The organism is Nibrella viscosa (assembly GCF_039541875.1).
Lineage (GTDB): Bacteria > Bacteroidota > Bacteroidia > Cytophagales > Spirosomataceae > Nibrella > Nibrella viscosa.
Genome location: NZ_BAABHB010000022.1, coordinates 1 through 18,687 on the forward strand (window position 1 = coordinate 1; position 18,687 = coordinate 18,687).

The following is an 18,687-nucleotide window of genomic DNA, read 5'->3' on the forward strand; positions in this document are numbered from 1 at the left end:
GGCTAGCCATGTAGCCTTTCATCCGGCGGATGATGAGCGCCCAGAAGATAAACAGGATGGGGGCGACCGCCACCAGGGCAGAAAGTACAATACTGTCGAGCGGGTTGACCTCTTGTGTCCACTTCATTATATGCTGAGTTTTTTTAATTATTTCTCCAGAAAATTCAGGTCTTTCCCAAACGTTTCTTCCATCTGCCAGAGGCCCAGGAGGCTAATCGTAAGCGTCAGCAACCCAAGTAATCCTGCTCCCGGTAAAATGCCAAACTGATCTTTTAAAACCAGGAAGAGCGGGGCCATAAGGAGGATACTCCCTCTGACAAAATTGGGTACCGTTGTAGCTACCGTTGCCCGCAGGTTGGTACCAAACTGTTCCGCAGCTATGGTGACAAACAAGGCCCAATAGCCTACTGAAATGCCAAGAAGGACACATAACCCATAGAAAAAGGTAGCGGACTGGAAAGGAACAAACAGGTAGATGGCAATCAGGACGCCGGCCAGGGACATAAACAGCAGTACCACTTTTTTCCGGCTGCCAAAATACTGACTGAGCAGACCGCTCGACAGATCACCGATCGTTAGCCCGACATACTCCCACATAACTGCTTTACCGGCTACTATAGGGGTATCCAGCTTAAGCGCCTGACCAAATTCCGGCGAAAACGTCATGAGAATGCCGGCGACAAACCAGACAGGAATCCCGATCAGGATACAGCGCAGGTATTTGAAAAAGCGCTCGCGGGTGGTAAACAAGTAAAAAAAGTTGCCTCTGGAAACCGGCTTTTCCTTTACGGCCGCAAAAATACCGGACTCAAACACGCTCACGCGCATGAGTAACAGTAACAGTCCGAGTCCGCCCCCTATGAAGTAAGCGATGCGCCACTCGAATGAGTCGGCAATAAAGTAAGCCAGAACGGCCCCCATCATGCCTACGGAGGCTACCAGAGACGTACCGTATCCCCGGATTTCTTTCGGCAGAATTTCGGCGACCAGGGTAATACCGACACCGAGTTCACCGGCGAGCCCTATGCCGGCAATGAACCGGAGAATCGCGTATTGGTCAACACTGGTTACCAAACCGTTCAGCACATTGGCCAGGGAGTAAATGAGAATCGAGCTGAACAGGACCGAAATTCGCCCCCGCTTGTCCCCCAGGATGCCCCATAAAATTCCACCAATCAGCAGCCCGCCCATTTGCATATTGATCAGGAAAACACCTTCTTCCAGCACCCTGGATTCTGCCACACCCAGTGCTCTCAGACTTTCAATTCGGACTATGCTGAAGAGCAGCAAATCGTATATGTCAACAAAATAGCCCAGAGCCGCTACAATGACGGGTATTTGCAACAATTGCCGTAAAACAGAAGGAGGTACTTTTCGACTGTCGACGCTATCGGTCGTTTCCATGAGGGTTGGTTTAGTCATAGCAGGAAAGGGTAAGACAAGGTCCGAGCGGGCTAGGGTTATTTAATATTACCAAAGCACAGATACTTAATTTCCAGGTAATAATCCATGCCGTATTTGGAGCCTTCGCGGCCAAGCCCGGATTCCTTTATACCGCCAAACGGAGCGACTACGGTAGAAACCATGCCATCGTTGATACCGACCATACCGCTTTCCAGTGCCTCGGCTACGCGCCAGCAACGGGCAACATCCCTACTATAGAAGTAAGCGGCCAGCCCATAGTCGGTATCGTTAGCCAGTTGAATGGCTTCTTCCTCGGTTTTGAAGCGGGTAACAGGGGCTACCGGCCCGAATATTTCTTCGCGGGTCATAATCATTTCTGTTGTAACGTCAGTCAGCACGGTGGGCTGGAAGAACAATCCCGTCAGGTGGTTTCCTCCTTCCACGATTTTAGCTCCTTTTGCCACGGCATCCTCCAGGTGATTCTTCACTTTGGCCATTCCTTTTTCGCTGATCAGGGGGCCTATCTGTATCGTTTTGTCCAGGCCATTTCCTACCCGAAGCGCGGAGACGGCCTGAACGAGTTTCTCTACATACTCATCATAGACCTTCTCCTGAACGAAAATCCGGTTTGCGCAAACACAGGTCTGTCCGCTGTTCCGGAATTTCGACGCTATGGTTCCCTGCACGGCGGCATCAACGTCGGCATCATCAAATACGATAAATGGGGCATTACCGCCCAGTTCGAGCGAAAGTTTCTTCAAACTCGGTGCACACTGGCTCATCAGGAGCTTACCTACTGCGGTTGAGCCCGTGAACGACAGCTTCCGGACTTTTTTGTTTTCGCACAGTTCCAAGCCTACCTCGCTGTTTTTTGACGTAGCTACCGTATTGTAAACACCGGGTGGAAATCCGGCCTGCTCGGCTAGTGCTGCCAGGGCTAAGGCAGTTAGTGGCGTTTCGGTAGCCGGTTTAACAATAACAGGGCTCCCGGCCGCCAGCGCTGGTCCTACTTTTCGGGTGATCATGGCCAGCGGAAAATTCCACGGGGTAATTGTAGCGGCTACGCCTATGGATTGTTTGATAACCACCAGTCGGCGGTCCCGGGTGTGCGACGGGATAACATCCCCGTAAATTCGCTTCGCTTCTTCGGCAAACCACTCGATAAAGCCGGCCCCGTACTCTACTTCGCCCAGACTTTCGCTAAGCACCTTTCCGCACTCCATGGTCATCAGCGTGGCCAGTTCCTCTTTGTGCTGCAGGATTAACGCATACCAGCGTTTCAGCAGGCCGGCACGCTCATGTGCGGTCAGGTCGCGGAAGGCCGGCCAGGCTGCATGAGCTGCATCAATGGCTTTTTTCACCTCCGCCCGGTCCATATCGGTAACAGAGGCAATGACCTCGCCGGTTGCTGGATTGATCACATCAAATTTCTCGCCACTGGCAGCGTCTACCCACTGCCCGTTGATATAGGATTGCGTCCGGATAAGGTGAATCGAAGTCTTCAGATCCTGAGATATGCCTGTTGCTATCATGATTACATATAGATTATCTGGCGAATCGCTTCGCCTTTGGCCAGCCGTTCAAATCCTTCATTGACCTCATCCAGTTTCAACTTATGCGTCAGTAACTTATCGACTGGAAGGCGCCCCGCCTGATAGAGTGAAATGTAGGCGGGAATATCTCTGGCTGGTACGCAGCTCCCGATATACGAACCTTGTAAGGTTCGCTCGTCAGCCACCAATTTGGTAGGAGACAATTGCATCATTTTGCTGGGGTGCGGGAGACCGGCTGTAACGGTTTTACCTCCTCTGGCGGTGGCGTTGTAGGTAAATTCGAGCGCGGCAACGACCCCGGCAAATTCCAATCCGATCTGAACACCCCCACCGGTCAGATCTTTTACCTGCTCGACAGCATCAGGCTGCGATGTATCAACTACCGCATGAGCTCCCAGCTCAAGGGCTTTGTCCAGTTTATCTTTGTTGACGTCGGCCACAATTATCTTACCGGCTCCGCCGGCCAGTGCCCCTAACAGCGCGGCAAAGCCAATCCCCCCCATTCCGGTAATCAGCACGCTCTCGCCCAGCGACAATTTAGCCGTGTTAATCACCGCACCGACACCGGTCATGACGGCACAGCCAAACAGGGCCGCAATTTCGAACGGGAGTGTGCGGTCAATTTTTACGACCGATTGCCGGGAGACGACCGTGTATTCTGCAAAACCGGATACCCCGCAATGGTGGTGAAAAGGCTGTTGTTGCTGAACGCTATGGAATCTGACTCCACCGCCTAATAGTTCACCCTTACTATTTGACGCAAGACCATTTTCACAAAGGGCCGGCCGACCCGTCATGCAGGGCATACAATGCCCACAAATGGGCAGGAATGAGAATACGATATGGTCGCCAACCGCTAAGTCCTGTACACCGAGACCAAGTTCGACTACTTCACCCGAGGCTTCATGACCCAATACCATAGGCATCTGGCGGGGTCGATTCCCATCTATTACAGACAGGTCAGAATGGCATAATCCGGCGGCTTTAATTTTTACAAGTACTTCACCCTGTTGGGGGGATTGTAAGTCTACCTCTTCGATCGTCAGCGGCTGGCTGTTTGTATAGGGGCGATCCAGGCCCATTTCATGTAATACGGCGGCTTTGATTTTCATGCTTCTCTTATCTATTAATGCCTGGAATTTCACTTCGCAAAGGCATTGACTCCCTCACCTATGCGGCAAGTGAGCAGGAATCTGCTGTTTATCAGTTGAAATTTTGTTAGTGATTTTGGCTAAGAAAAGATTGACCCCTCCTATAGTATGGAGGGGGAATCCACAGCATCCCTAAACTATAAATGCTATTACCCCATAACCCTCTGGACACAGTCTTGTAAAAACGCATCGATGTTTTGTGCTACTTTCTCCATAAGAAGGGTGCGGGATTCGATACTCGCCCAGGTTACGTGGGGCGTTAAGGCCAGCCTGGCTTTATTTTTAACATGCAACAGGGGATTGTCAGGGAGAATGGGTTCTTGACTATAAACATCTATACCAGCTCCGGCAATCAGGTCTTCATCCAATGCTTTTGCCAAATCGGCCTCATTTACAATACCTCCCCGGCCTACATTTATCAGAATAGCCGATTTTTTCATACGGGACAACCGGTCATAATTGATGAAATTGGCCGTATTTTCATTTAAAGGAGCGTGGATTGAGATAATGTCACAGGTGCCTAAAAACTCATCCAACTCCAGGCGTTTATACGATTGTTGATTATTCTGGCCGGAGGTGGAATAATACACCACCTCACACCCAAACACGTCGGCAATTTTAGCAACCTGGCGGCCAATATGACCCAGGCCAATAATTCCGAATCGTTTGTCGGCCAACTCCCAGAATCCTGGACCAAAGTGGGTAAAGATGTCTGTTTTGGCATACTCCCCTATTTTTACATACTGGTCATAATAAGGAATATTCACCAGCAGGTGCAACAACAAAGCAAAGGTTCCCTGCGTAACACTCCGGGTCGAATAATCTACGGCATTCTTCACGGGAATACCACGCTTGGCAGCCGCTGTTTTGTCGACGTTATTGGTACCCGTGGCAGCAATGCAGATTAGCTTTAGATCCGGCGCTCCGTTCAGAGCAGCCTCATCAATGACCACTTTATTGGTAATTACAATATCCGCGTCTTTGATTCGCGTTTGGGTTTGCCACGGCAGGGTAGTTTCGTAATAGGTTACCTGGCCATATTTTTCCAACACATGCAAATTGGGTATATTACCAAGCGTTTTTGTATCTAGAAACACTACTCGCATAATACCTGACAGGGAAAAATGTAGACGCAGATTCAATCAGCCACAGGCCCCCTTAATTAGATGGGGTGGTTCGCACTTTTACCACTACTTTTTTGACTCCGTCTATGCCATCGACCCTATTACTGGGGTTGTGCGCTTCGGTTGGCGTAACAATGTAAAAAAGGCCTGGTTCAGCTACGTAAAACGTTCCGCCGTCGGTAATATAAAAGACGATATCTTTGGCTGGGGAGTACTCCTCAGCCACGTTCGACATAATCTTTTCGGCTGGGATAATCCCAATCTTTTCCTTTCCTTTCACCACAAAGTGAATATCGGAGTATAACTGATGGGCTTCCCATTTCGAATTGGAAATGTCCCGGGGTGGTCCTTCTGTAATGGTGGCGAATACATTTTCGTCGTCAATGGGGTATTTGCCGGGTCGGAGCCGGGTAAAATCTGTGTTTTTCAGAAATGCGAATGCTTTCTCCCAACCTTCTTTGTTACTGTGGTATCGTTTGGCAAATTCCACGATATTAATCGCATCGGCCGGTTTGGCAGACAGCCCGGCTAACCAATTCATTTTATTGTACCACTGCTCAGCCTTTTTTTGAGTCCACTGTTCTGACGTTTGACCATATACGGCAACGCTCCAGAGACAGGCTACCAGCAGAAGCAGGCGGTTCAGGTAATTGTCGAAACTCCTCATGTTGCTTTAAATAGCTTTACGTTATGCCGGCATCAGCCTACGGCCTAGCCATAGGCTGATGCCGGCATTAACCATTAATTCCGAGTTGTCATTCTTACCTGACCAAGGCCGAACTGGTCACCAGCCGCAACGGGCTTACCACCGCTGAAGTGGATTTCCACCATTTTCTCACTCTGCACGTCATTGTGATCCTGATCTTCCAGCGAGGCAACGATTTTACGGGTTTTCACGTCGATGACATCACCCGTTGCCGGATACGCATATTTACCATCCAGGCTAAAGGTGATCCAGCCGGGCATGTCTTTCAGCGCTATCGATGTTTTCTGGACCGGCGGCATCACCGTGTTATCAAAGACATGCAACCGATAGTTATGCCCATCGCACAACCACAGTTCTTTTTCATCCGGCGTCAGGCCAATGCCATGACTGGGGCAACTATGGCGTTTTACCTCCCCAACATTCCAGCCTTCAACCACCACGCGATGCAGGAATTTGCCGGTTACCAAATCACCCACTTCAAACCCGAGCAGGCCATTCACATTGACATACACGAGCGTTTGTGCGCCATTGATCGTAAAGGGACGGATTTCTGCGCTGAACGGACCAACCTGCCTGGACACCGTATGGGTTTTGGTGTCAGCTATGTTCAACATGGTCGATTTCAAACCAGCCAGATAGACCTCTTTGCCATCGGGTCCGTAAATGGTGTTGTGTGCACCGGAATTGGTAACAATTTTGGTGATGACATCCCCCGTTTTGGCATCGACGACATTCCAGTGGGCTTTTTCGAGCGAAGGTGCGTAAATAATCTTTCCATCCGGTGATATCGAAATGCGGTCTACTCCGCCCTCATATTCTTTTTCCCACAGCATTTTTTCGGTGACCAGATCGATGCACTGAATGGCTTCCAGCGTGCTGACGTAAATACAATTAGTAGCCAGACTGACATCGACACCTTTCACATTCGATGGGATGCCTTTCTTCATGATCCCGCCGGGGTTTTTGATGAATTTTACAAACTTGTGATTGTTGTCGATGTCGAAGACCTGTATGCCATGACCGCCATAACCCAGGTAATTGCGAATACCGGGGGTCGCTACATATAGTAATCGTTGTACTTTGGGGGCCGGCTTAGGCGCATAGTTGACTAGCTTATCCGCAGATAAGGTGATCCAGGCGGAAGCAGAAATAAAAACTATACCGCACAAGAGCAGCAGAAATGATTGTTTGATCGTCTTCATGGTACCGTTATTTAGAGGGTCAAAGGGTTCATTACGTTTAGGAAAGATAATACCGGCTTAATTATACCCCGGGTTCTGCGGGAATATAGCCGGATTGTTAATCAACTGGATCTGAGCCAGCGGGATAGGGAATACCACGTGGTGTGGCTTCATACCATATTTTTGCATCACGTTCAGGGCCTGACCGGTACGAACCAGATCGAACCATCTGTGGCCTTCAAAAGCCAGTTCCCGACGGCGCTCCAGGACAATCTGATTGCGCAATTCCGTTTGGGTGATGTCTGTCGGCAGGGCGTCGAGGCCGGCACGCGTGCGAATCTGATTCAGATAAGGCAGGGCCTGTGCCGTTTTACCGTTTTCGTTCATAGCTTCGGCCAGCATCAGCAAAACATCCGCATACCGAATAACTTTCCAGTTTGCCGGGCTGTCGTTGGCCGTTGTGATTTTGACGATATACTTCCGGGTATAAGCCGACATATTGTTGGAGGAAACCAGCAGCGGAATAAACTTTCCGGTTGCATCGGTGTACCCTCGCGAAGCGGTCAGGTCTTTGCGTTTATCTTTGGCTTCAAACAAATCGAACAGCACCTGGTGGGGTGTATTCTGATCATCAACCGATCCCGCAATGCCGTAGAATGCAATCATGGACGTAACTTTCGGGGTAAACCGGTTGGTGTAAATGCTGCCCAGCGTTCCCAAGCCCTGCTCATACTCAATATCGTAGATGTATTCGCTATGGTGTTCATTTTTCGTGTAATCCCACAGATCGGCCCAGTTCGGCAGCAGGGCATATCCCATAGTGGTTACTTCCTGTAGTTTGGCTTCTGCTTTGGTAAAATCCTTACGAGTCAGATACACTTTCCCCAGGAGCGCTCTGGCGGCTCCTTTGGTGGCCCGGCCTACATCGACTCCTGCGTATTTCTCGGGTAGTTTACTTTCGGCATCGAGTAAATCCTTAATGATGACCTCATCGTAGATTTTGTCCACCTTTTCGCGGGGCGTTTTATAGGAGTCCTCAATACTTAAGGTTTTCGTGACCATGGGTACATCCCCAAAAATCCGGACCAGATCAAAATAGGCCAGCGCTCTCAGAAACTCGGCTTCGCCAATGTGCCGGTTCTTATTGCTTACCAAAGCGGCATCGGCCGTGTTGATGCGTTCCAGCAACGTATTAGCCCGCGTAATGGCTTTGTAATAATTGCGCCAGGTACTAATCAGTAAGCCGTCGTCGTTGGCCAGCGTAAAATTATCCACTGCACCCGCCGTGCCTTTTACCAGTTCATCCCAGACGTCATCCCCACGTATATCGCCGAAGTAATACATGTTGGCGTACTGGGCCTGAAAGATCCCATAGATACCGATAACGGCATCCTGGTAGTCTTTGTCCGTTTTGTACAACAAATCAACCGTTACGGTATCAACGGGCAGTATTTCAATAAAATCCTTTTGGCAGGCGGTCGTCAGCAGCATGACCAGCACAACCATAAATATTGTCTTTTTCATAGTAACGAAGCGGTTAAAAGCCAAGGTTTATGCCAAACAGGATACTTTTTGCGGTTGGATAGTCATAGCGTTCATTGCCGGGTGTAAGGGGGCTGTCGCTACGGCTAACGTCGGGGTTAAACCCAATAAACTTTGTAAACAGAAACGGGTTGTTGGCCGTCACCGATACCCGTACCGAACTCAGTCTGAGTCTTCTGACCAGCTCATCAGGTAGGGCATAGCCAAAGGCTACATTGTTGATCCGCAGGTAGGAGCCGTCATCCAGCCAACGCTGGCTGTAGGTGCCTCTAAAGTTACCTGTTGGTACATCGTTAGGGCGAACTGAATAGCCATTGCCCGGCTCTGACTCGGATTTCCAGTAGTTATTCATAATGGCATACTGACGGAACCGGGCGCGGTTGTTGGCCAGTTGCTCTCTGGATAAAGCCAGTACGCTGTTGCCCTGTACACCCTGTAAGCTAATGCTCAGGCTCAGGTTTTTATACGAGAAGCTATTCGTCATACCGTAATAGAAATCAGGGTAGGGTGAACCCATAATGGTTTTGTCGAAGCTGTTGATAATTCCGTCCGGTACGCCGTTCGGGCCACTAACATCCACAAACCGAACATCTCCCACCCGCGAGGCATCGCGGCCCCCCGGATTCCAGAGCGGTCCTTTATCCAGATCCGCTTTAGTCTGGAATATGCCGTCGGTCAGCCAGCCAAAGAACATGCCAATGGGCTGGCCGATCATGGTGATATTGCCCCCTGAAATAATGGGGTCGCCGGAGGGTCCCAGGCGCGTTACTCTGTTCTTATACGTCGAGAAGTTCAGGGCTGTTTGCCATTTGAAAGCGCCCTGCGTATTTACCGAGTTCAGCGTGACCTCCCAACCCGTATTTTGTACCTCCCCAATGTTCTGCAAGGCGGTATTAAAGCCCGTAATATCGGGGATGTTTACGTTTAATAAAAGGTCGGTATTTTTAGATCGGAAATGATCCAGGGTCAGCGCCAGTCTGTTGTTGAGAAAGCTGAGGTCCAGACCGACATTGATTTGCTGCTGGGTTTCCCAGGTCAGATTCGGGTTGGCCAGTCGGCCCGGTGAGTATCCTCCTATACCGATGCCACCAAGCGTGTATTTCTCGTAGTTAATGGTAGCCATATGGTCGTAGTTCCCGATATTATTATTGCCGGTTTTGCCGTAGCTGGTTCGCAGCTTTAATTCGTTTATATACCGGAAATCTTTCATGAAATTCTCGTCGGAAACCCGCCAGGCCAGCGCAAATGATGGGAAAACCCCGTATTTGTTCTGCGCCCCGAATCGGGACGAGCCATCGGTGCGGAGTGATGCCGTTACGTAATATTTGCTGTTGTAGTTATAATTCACCCGCCCCAGATACGACAGCAGCGACCACTCGGCCACATTGGATGAGCCGCCCGTCAACAGACCGCTCACTGCACTGAGCGTCGGCACCAGATTGTTCGGATACCGATTACTGGTCATGGTGTTGGATTCAATCGTTTCCCGTTGCGTTGTATACCCTAACAAGCCGGTGAAGTTGTGTTTACCCAGGCTTTTGGTATAGTTCATGGTCGTTTCGGTAATCCAGTTGAGCCGTTGCGAGGCATTGTCGGTACCCGACGCCAGCTCATTCAGAAAAGCGGCCATCTGGGGTTTGAAGTAGCTCCCCTTAATACTCATCAGGCTGACGCCCAGCATGACATTGACCTTCAGATTATCCAGGATGGCATACTCCAGAAATGTGTTTCCCAGAAAGCTAATCCCTTTCTGCCTGGCTTTTACCTCATTAGCCAGGGCTAACGGGTTTTTGCTGGTCACAACGGCATCCAATCCGTTGCCGAAGGGATAATAACTGCCATCCGGATTGAACAGGGATTGGTAGGTTGGAATGACCAGAGCGTTATACAGCGGGTTGTTGGTGTTATCCGAAAAAGTAGTTACGTCTTCGGGCCCCGCTCCACCCACATTAAATTTATTGGTATACGAGGGATTCAAATTGACTTTCATGGTGAGTTTCGGCGCGAGTTTAGCGTCGAAATTCGCCCGAACCGAATACCGTTTGAAATTGGTATTGAGAATGATACCATCCTGATCAAAGTACTCGCCACTGATGGCGTAGCGCATGTTTTCAGTACCCCCCGAGGCATTTAGCTGATACTGTTGCTGGGGCGCTGTGCGCAGAATGGCATCCAGCGGATCTTCATTGGTAGTTATTTTACCAGAAAGAACATCCAGAATGGTTTGCGGAACGGGTGCCTTCCATTTGAGAGGATCACCGGATACATTATTTCCTTCATCCAGGTTTCGGTTACGAACTCCGTCGTAATAATGCTGGGCTTCTTCCAGGCCTGTTTGCAGCACGGGTCTTTTGGCGATTTTCTGAAAACCGTACTGATAGTTGAAACTGATGGCGGCTTTGCCCGATCTACCCCGTTTGGTGTTAATAATAACGACGCCATTAGCCCCCCTTGATCCGTAGATAGCCGTTGCCGACGCATCTTTCAGCACATCAATGGTTTCAACATCATTCGGGTTCAGGTTTTGTATGCTGGAGATCGGGAAGCCATCCACTACGTAAAGTGGCCCAGCCCCTGCCGAGATACTACCAATTCCCCGGATTCTGATTTGCGGAGCCGCACCAGGTTCGCCCGATACGGGTTTGACCTGCACCCCTGCCACTTTGCCAATCAGGGCCTGATCGATGCGCGGAGCAGCCATATCCTGAATTGTCTTACTACCTACCGAAGCGACTGAACCCGTTAAATCTTTCTTTTGCACCGAACCGTAGCCAATCACAACCACTTCACTCAGGGTTTTATTATCAACGGCCAGCGTCACGTTCAGGCTGGTGCGGTTCCCAACAACAATTTCCTGTGATGCATAACCCACAAAACTGAAAATTAAGGTAGCCGCCGGGTTCGGCACGTCGATTCGGTAGCGGCCATCGGCATCGGTGGTCGTTCCTTTCTGCGTCCCTTTCAGCAGGATACTAACACCCGGCAGTCCCTCGCCTTTTTCGTCGGAGACCGTTCCCTGGACGGTAATATCGGCATTTTGTGTATGGGCGATTCCACCTTCCTGAATCGATGGTGACGGGATCTGCTGACTAGTTGGGTTAGGCTCGGACCGTAGTGGGGTTAGTTGTGAAGTATCCGGAAACCGGACGTTTGCAGGTTCTTCTTTACCCGGCGATTCTTTGCCCACAATGATGTATCCTCCGTTCCTGGCTTTCTTATAGCGTAAACCAAACGGCTTTAGAATGATGGTTAGATTCTCTTCAATTTTTGCGTTCAGATTAATCACATCCGGTGCGACCATCAGGCCTTCTACATTACGATCAAAAAACAGGATGTCGGTCGCGTAATGTGTCTGAAGTTTTCTGAGGATTTCCTTCAGCCGCTGAGGAGCGGCTTTTGTTATTGTCTCCTTAGACTGAATGGGCTGGGATCGGGCAAGCGTCTGGGAAAACCCAGGGTGTACACTGCCCATGACTACTCCGAAGAGGAGTAGAATACGTACTGATTTTTCCATCGGATTTAGGGTTTATTTGGTTAAGGTTCCTGCGTTATATAGAGTGTATCTCCTTTTCGTTCGTAGGTTAGGTTTGATGCACTGGTTATGGTTTCAATCAGCTCGTCGGAATTCTGGGCCGTAAACGCCCCGGAAATTGTCCATTTTGCTAAGGAGTCATGGGCAAATTGCAGGTGGATACCATAGGTTTCCTTAAACAAAATCCCTACCTCCCTCAATGATGTCTGATCAAAGACTAACCGGTGCTCCTTCCAGGCTCGGTAGTTCTGCCGATCAGGTGACTGTTTTAAGTTGGCGTGCCCTGCCCGATCAAAGGTCACTAAATTGCCCGGCTTCATGGTTAGCTGTTTGGTCGTCTGGCCTTCTTTGTAGAGCAGCTGCACTTTTCCCGTGTTGAGCAACACCTTTTGGCCGGACTCACGCGTGTTTACCAAAAACTCAGTCCCCAGTACTACGACTTCAAAGTTTCGATCGGTCTGCACAATGAATTTCTGGTGGTTCGGCAGATGCTTTACCATAAAGTCGGCTTCACCGGTAAGCTTCACGTTTCGCGTTTTTTTACCAAAGCCCAATCGGGGTACCTGTAATCGTGAATTTGCGTTAAGGGTAACCTGGCTGCCATCCGACAATAGCAGACGTCGGGTCTCACCAAAGGATGTTTGATAAGATGTATAGAGCAGGTATTCTTTTACCTGCGTACCGGTAAAGAGCAAGACTATAGTGACGGAAGCAGCGATAAACCAACCAAACCAGGAAGGAAACGACCAACGGGCAGGTTGATGACTAACGTAAACTGGCTCTGCGGCAGGTTGTATAACGTCATTATTTATACGCTGTCTATGCCGTTCCAAAGCCGCATCCGCATCCGGATCAAACTGCTGGTTCTGGGCTTCCCATAATACTAAGCACTGGATAAAGAATTCCAGATTCTGATCCTCTTTTACCCACTCATCTATCTGCTGTTTTTGCAGCGCCGTAGCCCGGCCGGTAAAGTAGGTAAAAAGGGCTTCTTTTGATACTTGCGTTTTCATGTGTAGATGCTTTTTACATATAGGAAAGTTTTACTTTCCTAAAACACATAGATTGATTATCAATACGTTCAGTACCCGATCCACACAAGTAAGCCAAGTAGAAATGACCATTTATTTCGTAAAGCATCCCGAATTTGGTGAATAGCCTGATAGATATGCGCTTCAACCGTACGTAACGAAAGGTTTAATTCTTCCGCAATCTCTTGATATTTCTTTCCCTCAAACCGGTGCATGATGTAAATCTGACGCCGTTTTATCGGCATAGCATTGATGGCATCCTCCACATCATGGTATAATTCTTCGTATTGAGTAATGGAGTCCGGGTTTTGTGTACTGTGGGCTGGAATGAATTCAGCATTTTCCAACGATGTACTTTGACGCATTTCATTGCGTATATAATCGAAAGATCGGTTCCGTACCGCTAAAAACAAGTAAGCCTGGTACGAACTTCTAATGGTTTTGTACCGATGTTGGATATGAAATTCGTAGAAAATATCCGACACAATATCTTCCGCTATAGCCTTCGAAGAAACGTAACGAACGGCATGACTACATAATAATGAGTAATACTGACGAAATAAGAGGCTGATGCCGGCGTCGGCATCTTGCTCAAAGGTCTTCCGAATAAACAGGTCAGGATCCAAGTGGGGTCTTTCTAACAAAGTTGTATCCTGGGCTACTTCCCTACGAATTGTCGGCATAACTATCGATGGGTGGCCATTAAGCGGCTGTTTATAGCTCATCTTGGTTCGTAGGGTAAGCTGATTAACTGACGAATTTTGCTTTGACTAAAAAGTCCGGCAGGCATTAGCGCGTTTCATAACTAAGACGCACAAGTACCCTAAAAACACTTAGTCATTTTTAAACTTTTTTGTAAAATATTGACTTTTCCTGCGATATGCGTCTACACAACCTTTCATAAGTGCAAAAAAGCCAAACAAACACACATGAAAACAGGTGTTGACCTACCGATTGTCTGATGCGGACGTTACGCTCTTGAATGTAAGAGACTCGACCTGCGCGAGTCTCTGCTGAGGAGAAGCGTGTGGATTTTTAAAGAGGAAATAGACATCATGGATACCCACAGCCGGCGCTAAAATGATTCCTATACGCTTATCGGCCAGGGGAGCGGAGTTGATTGAAGCAGAAGTGCTGGTTTTTACTAAGGACCCGCTACCGATCAATTTACCTGTTAGCGAGTCCAGTCGTACTTCAATAGATCCTCCCGGAACAGGTTCTTTAGACACTGTAGCCTTGATTACCAACTGGCTTATCTCGGTCATATCCAGATGCGAATACCTCAGATACGAATCAGGGCCAATGGCCTCATAGAACCGGCTTCCAGATAAAGCCGGTTCAACAGATTTTCGCCAGGTAGCTTGTTCCGGTAAAAGAACCGGACTTCGAAACAGCTTAACCTGTTCGGATTTAACAGGTCCCGACGATTGCGTACCTCTATCCGTATACGAAGCCGAAAGCCGGTAATACCCCTCACCATTTTCTGATTCAGCAGCTACCGGTGTGTAGCTACCCGAAACAGGCAGCCTGATTCCGGCGCTTCGGGCTTCCGATAGGCTTAGGATATAGGTTACAATGGCAGAAGCATTATCAATGGATAACTGTGGATGAGGGCTCATGGTAGCCTCCCCCCACACCCCTTTTCCGCCGGCAATAACTTTCCGGGCAAGTCGGTCTACTGCACCCGGATCGCTTTTATACTTCTGCGCGATTCGTTCATACGTAGGGCCAACGCCCGGTTTGTTGATACTGTGACACGCCCGACAGTCACTTTCGGCAATGAGCCTCAGTGCGACAGCATGGGTAGGCAGTTCATCCGGAACACGAGCCGCTGCTACGGATGTCGTGCTATCAAAACGCCCGGACACGTAATCCATTCGTACCGTTACCCGATCGGGACTGATCCGGCCATCCTCTAGGCTTCCGTCTTCTGCATCGACTACCCGAACAACATAGTGAATAGGCTTTTCCGGGAAATAGAAAGTCGTGTTTCCCTCTAAAATATCGATGTCAACTTTTGGGGCCTCATTCCCTATACTTAACGGTCTGAAGCTGACTACCGCTACCCAGATAAATAAAGGGCTGACCAGAACTTTTTTCATCTGTCACCAACGGAGTTTTATCGCTTGTTAGGGCTTTTGAAACTTGTAAAGCAGGAGGCCGTAGCCAACCCCGGCCGGATCGGCGGTATTCGCCAACTGAAACGCCATGTACTTCCCATCGGTAGAAACAACCGGGTTTGATGCTTTGCCGCCCTCAAAATCATTGAAGTTGGTCAGTCGGACAAAGTCTTTACCGGTACCGTCCAGTTTGAGTTTCCAGATGTCAATATTGGAAGGGCCACGCTTGCCTCCTAGCCAATCACACTGCCGGTCAGCTTCCACCAGCGTATACTTGCCGTCCGGAAAAATGCCTTCGACTTCGTTATAGGTTTGCGGCTTTTTCGAATGATTGATCACCTCATTGGTTTTCAGATCAAGTGTCATTGTTGAGGCATTTAGCCCCGTCGAATTGCCTGATGCATCTCTAACCGGCTCGTACTGGACAAACGTCATTTTGGTATCGTTATCAAAAAAGTCCTGTGCCTCAAGCGGGTACTCGGCGCTTTCATACACAACTTTCTGGTTGACGAGCTTCGGTACTCCTCCCGAAAGATCCACATCGGCCATTAAAATTCTGGACGACCCTTTAGGGATTTCAGGTACCTGGTCATGGACCTGCGAAAAGGCGACTTTCATGCTTTTTTTGGAGATAGCCATGCCTTCGCTCATTTTCATCCCAAATTTTATTGGCTTAGACCCAGGAACCTTGCTCAAATACCAGAGTTCATTATCTCTTGACCGGCTAATGCGGATGTCTTCGAACTTTTCAGGCCCAATCAGTATGTAATCGCCGGTCGACAGGTGCATGACCCGAAGAAAGGCCGTTCCGGGTACGTTGCAGGTCAGACATCGGATTTGCCGCGTCGCCAGATCAAGCACCATAGCATCCCCGAAGCTTTTGGCCATAAACGCAATTTGCTTGTTATCGGGCGAAAAATCGGCTCTTTCGCCGAAGTTGGTCAGCACTTCTATGTTTTTTGGTAAGCTGGCGAGCGGACTGCCTGCTTTCCTTTTCTTGGGTGTATCATCGCCATACAGGCTTGCTTTGTTGTAAGCAACGAATTTTGCAGGTGGTGATCCGGCCGTTGCCGATGCGCCCACCGCCAGGTATAACGATAACGAAATGGTCCAGATGTTCATATAGTTAAGGATTTAGGGGTATGCAGCAGTTAGTCTTTACGGGCGGTCATTACGGTGGCCTTCCTGGCAATCTCAACATCCTTGGCTACATCGGGTCTGAGTTTTTCCCAGTGAAACCGCAGCGCATCGTTTGACTCACTATAATGTACCAGGGGCATGTCGGTATACAGAGGACGGGTGATGGCAATCACCTCATCCCAATAGGCTAACGCCTGTTGCAAATGCTTTACGGCTTCTTCTTTCCGGGTTTCTGCCCCTTTCAGCCGGTACGTTTGCAGGGCTACCGCACCTCTTAACTTTTCGGCGAAATACAACCCCAGGTTTGCCCAGGCCTTTATGTCGGCCACCTCATACCGTAGCGAGGTATTTTTATCCGTATTAACATCCTTTACCAAAGCCAGCGCTTTCTTACAGTCCTGCTCCAACTGATTGGCTAGTTTTACAGGGGTGACCTTCGCAGGATCAAAGGAGCCGCCCGAAGACAGGGTGCTGACATAATTCAGGACAGAAACATAGTTCGGGTCTGCGGCCGGCTGACTGATTTGCCGGTCCACCGAAATATAATCCATGCTGTTCTTGTTGAGCGCCATGAACCCTTCGCTGTACAGCGTAAAGTCCCAGGTAAAATCAAAGGAAGAAGCCAGGCGTAACGGCGTGGTTCCGGCCAGAGCAGAAGCTTCCAGTAGGTTTTCGACCCCTTTACCGTAACGCCGGGCAAACTCGGCGGTAAACACCGCATCGGGCGTAGCCGGATTGTACAATAACCGTCCCCATAGTTTGTAAAACAGCCACTGCCGTTGAAAAGCATACGTCCAGTCGACCTGCTGACCGGGTTTGGTAAAATAGTCTACTGCCGGAATGTAGCATTCCGAGCCTACGAAGTATCCACCCACGTAGCTCTGGGTATTCGTCGCTATATGTTCCCGAATAAAGTTGGGGACACCCCAGCGCAGACAAAAGAAGTCTTCGTTGCGGGCCATCCAGGCTATTTTATAATTCTTCGGCTCCGGTTTGAAATAGGTGTCGTTTAGCTTCCCGCCATGTACTTTGATCAGCCTGGGTGAGGAAAAAGCGTGCGACCAGTTAAATTTTATTTCCGTCCAGATCGGCCCGTCCAGGAAATCCAGCTTCTCCATAGCCTTCCGGGTCAACTGTTCCGTATCTACGCTCGTAGATCCTCCCAGGGCCAGATTGGCCGAGAGGGGAACCCGGTGAATCAGCTTGGCCTTCCGGTTCGCCAGCCGCATACCTTCCAGAATGGTTTCGGTAAACCAGTCCTGGCGCTGTTGTGGAGTCATGCCCCACATACCCTCCCCATGCGTAAAGCCAATGCCCGTTAAGTCGGGGTATTCGTTCAGCACCTGGGTGACGGATTCACGGGTGTACCGCCTGATGATTTCGGAGGTATCGCCGGTAGCGTGTATTTTATGGTCGAGGTTATCGAGGGCCACCTGATGGGCTTTGGCAAATTCGGGGCTTACAAAGATGTTCCAGTTGACAATGTACGTATCAATGCCGCGCTCCTTTGCCATCCGGAAAAGGCCCCGGTAAAACGCCTGCCAGTCGGCCAGTTCCCGGTCGTTGAACGGACAGGCTTCCGGAAAATTGGTCGGCCGGATCATGAACGAAAACGGGTGCAGGTTCCAGAGCGTGAGGGCATTGAACCGGTTCTCGGCCATCATGTCCAGAAACGCTTCCCAGAAACGCAGATCTCTGGACGTTTCTTTGTGTAAGTCGAGGGCGTAGCTGTGCCGGTAGGTATCCCAGGGTAAATTAAACTTGATGGCCCGAAACGGTAAATTGGGCTGTTCACTGCGCGGCTTTATGTGTTGCAGCGATACGCCATTTCGTAAGTCTTCAACCAGCGAGAGACTGCCGTATATTACGCCTTTCGCGTCTCCGCCGGCCACCGTCAGGGTTCGTCCCTGCCGTGCTATAGAATACAACTCGGGGACTGCTTTCGCTTTGTTCAACGTAAGGTTTATCAGATACTCAGCTGATTTCTCCTGAACGGTATAGCCTTGTTTGACCAAAGCTTTCTTGAGTACGTCTACCGCATACATGGTCTGGGGAGCCCTGTCAGGCTGCTGGATACGGACGGTCTGGGCAAAACTCACCAGGGTAAATCCGGCAAAACAGATAAGTAAGGATAAAAGGGTTCTTTTCATGATTATTCCTGGTTCATCAAGGCGCTACTTCCAGTAGGCTGATTCGCTGCTTT

At 49.5% G+C, this 18,687-nt stretch carries 13 protein-coding genes; all 13 read right to left on the bottom strand.

Going from position 1 to position 18,687, the window contains the following annotated elements; translation table 11 throughout:
* Positions 1 to 147: 147 nt before the first annotated feature.
* The 13 genes from ABD931_RS28105 to ABD931_RS28165 all read right to left on the bottom strand — a co-directional run bounded on the left by ABD931_RS28105 (position 148) and on the right by ABD931_RS28165 (position 18,634).
* Positions 148 to 1,404: an MFS transporter gene (locus ABD931_RS28105; protein ID WP_370469366.1), complete on the bottom strand. Its 1,257-nt coding sequence runs from the start codon at positions 1,402 to 1,404 to the stop codon at positions 148 to 150.
* Between the two features lie 56 nt (positions 1,405 to 1,460).
* On the bottom strand, positions 1,461 to 2,936 hold the full coding sequence (locus ABD931_RS28110) for an NAD-dependent succinate-semialdehyde dehydrogenase (RefSeq protein ID WP_345271405.1): 1,476 nt from the start codon (positions 2,934 to 2,936) through the stop codon (positions 1,461 to 1,463).
* A gap of 2 nt (positions 2,937 to 2,938) precedes the next feature.
* Positions 2,939 to 4,069 (bottom strand): zinc-dependent alcohol dehydrogenase family protein, encoded by a 1,131-nt coding sequence (locus ABD931_RS28115; RefSeq protein WP_345271406.1) that lies wholly within the window; start codon positions 4,067 to 4,069, stop codon positions 2,939 to 2,941.
* A 188-nt stretch (positions 4,070 to 4,257) separates the two neighbouring features.
* Positions 4,258 to 5,250 (bottom strand): D-2-hydroxyacid dehydrogenase, encoded by a 993-nt coding sequence (locus tag ABD931_RS28120; protein ID WP_345271407.1) that lies wholly within the window; start codon positions 5,248 to 5,250, stop codon positions 4,258 to 4,260.
* Positions 5,251 to 5,266: 16 nt separating this feature from the next.
* A complete protein-coding gene (locus ABD931_RS28125; protein ID WP_345271408.1) occupies positions 5,267 to 5,899 on the bottom strand; it encodes a NanQ anomerase/TabA/YiaL family protein in 633 nt (210 codons plus the stop codon).
* 74 nt (positions 5,900 to 5,973) lie between these two features.
* On the bottom strand, positions 5,974 to 7,140 hold the full coding sequence (locus ABD931_RS28130) for a YncE family protein (RefSeq protein ID WP_345271409.1): 1,167 nt from the start codon (positions 7,138 to 7,140) through the stop codon (positions 5,974 to 5,976).
* Positions 7,141 to 7,197: 57 nt separating this feature from the next.
* The gene (locus ABD931_RS28135; protein WP_345271410.1) at positions 7,198 to 8,643 is read right to left on the bottom strand and encodes a RagB/SusD family nutrient uptake outer membrane protein; all 1,446 of its coding nucleotides are present in this window, start codon (positions 8,641 to 8,643) and stop codon (positions 7,198 to 7,200) included.
* A 13-nt stretch (positions 8,644 to 8,656) separates the two neighbouring features.
* Positions 8,657 to 12,175 carry a SusC/RagA family TonB-linked outer membrane protein gene (locus ABD931_RS28140; protein WP_345271411.1) on the bottom strand — a complete coding sequence of 1,173 codons (3,519 nt, stop codon included), beginning with the start codon at positions 12,173 to 12,175 and terminating at the stop codon, positions 8,657 to 8,659.
* A 20-nt stretch (positions 12,176 to 12,195) separates the two neighbouring features.
* Entirely contained in the window at positions 12,196 to 13,206 is a 1,011-nt protein-coding gene (locus tag ABD931_RS28145) for a FecR family protein (protein ID WP_345271412.1), read from the bottom strand.
* A 68-nt stretch (positions 13,207 to 13,274) separates the two neighbouring features.
* Entirely contained in the window at positions 13,275 to 13,949 is a 675-nt protein-coding gene (locus ABD931_RS28150; protein ID WP_345271413.1) for an RNA polymerase sigma-70 factor, read from the bottom strand.
* Positions 13,950 to 14,171: 222 nt separating this feature from the next.
* Positions 14,172 to 15,326 carry a c-type cytochrome gene (locus ABD931_RS28155; protein WP_345271414.1) on the bottom strand — a complete coding sequence of 385 codons (1,155 nt, stop codon included), beginning with the start codon at positions 15,324 to 15,326 and terminating at the stop codon, positions 14,172 to 14,174.
* Between the two features lie 27 nt (positions 15,327 to 15,353).
* On the bottom strand, positions 15,354 to 16,466 hold the full coding sequence (locus tag ABD931_RS28160; RefSeq protein ID WP_345271415.1) for a TolB-like translocation protein: 1,113 nt from the start codon (positions 16,464 to 16,466) through the stop codon (positions 15,354 to 15,356).
* A gap of 29 nt (positions 16,467 to 16,495) precedes the next feature.
* Positions 16,496 to 18,634, bottom strand: a complete 2,139-nt coding sequence (locus tag ABD931_RS28165; protein ID WP_345271417.1) for a beta-N-acetylhexosaminidase family protein — start codon at positions 18,632 to 18,634, stop codon at positions 16,496 to 16,498.
* Positions 18,635 to 18,687: the final 53 nt, after the last annotated feature.

Bases quoted from the DNA above. Each gene is read 5' to 3' on its own strand.
- ABD931_RS28140 (WP_345271411.1), bottom strand. From the start codon at position 12,175: ATGGAAAAATCAGTACGTATTCTACTCCTCTTCGGAGTAGTCATGGGC.
- ABD931_RS28155 (WP_345271414.1), bottom strand. From the start codon at position 15,326: ATGAAAAAAGTTCTGGTCAGCCCTTTATTTATCTGGGTAGCGGTAGTC.
- ABD931_RS28110 (WP_345271405.1), bottom strand. From the start codon at position 2,936: ATGATAGCAACAGGCATATCTCAGGATCTGAAGACTTCGATTCACCTT.
- ABD931_RS28150 (WP_345271413.1), bottom strand. From the start codon at position 13,949: ATGAGCTATAAACAGCCGCTTAATGGCCACCCATCGATAGTTATGCCG.
- ABD931_RS28160 (WP_345271415.1), bottom strand. From the start codon at position 16,466: ATGAACATCTGGACCATTTCGTTATCGTTATACCTGGCGGTGGGCGCA.
- ABD931_RS28135 (WP_345271410.1), bottom strand. From the start codon at position 8,643: ATGAAAAAGACAATATTTATGGTTGTGCTGGTCATGCTGCTGACGACC.
- ABD931_RS28105 (WP_370469366.1), bottom strand. From the start codon at position 1,404: ATGGAAACGACCGATAGCGTCGACAGTCGAAAAGTACCTCCTTCTGTT.
- ABD931_RS28165 (WP_345271417.1), bottom strand. From the start codon at position 18,634: ATGAAAAGAACCCTTTTATCCTTACTTATCTGTTTTGCCGGATTTACC.
- ABD931_RS28115 (WP_345271406.1), bottom strand. From the start codon at position 4,069: ATGAAAATCAAAGCCGCCGTATTACATGAAATGGGCCTGGATCGCCCC.
- ABD931_RS28125 (WP_345271408.1), bottom strand. From the start codon at position 5,899: ATGAGGAGTTTCGACAATTACCTGAACCGCCTGCTTCTGCTGGTAGCC.
- ABD931_RS28130 (WP_345271409.1), bottom strand. From the start codon at position 7,140: ATGAAGACGATCAAACAATCATTTCTGCTGCTCTTGTGCGGTATAGTT.
- ABD931_RS28145 (WP_345271412.1), bottom strand. From the start codon at position 13,206: ATGAAAACGCAAGTATCAAAAGAAGCCCTTTTTACCTACTTTACCGGC.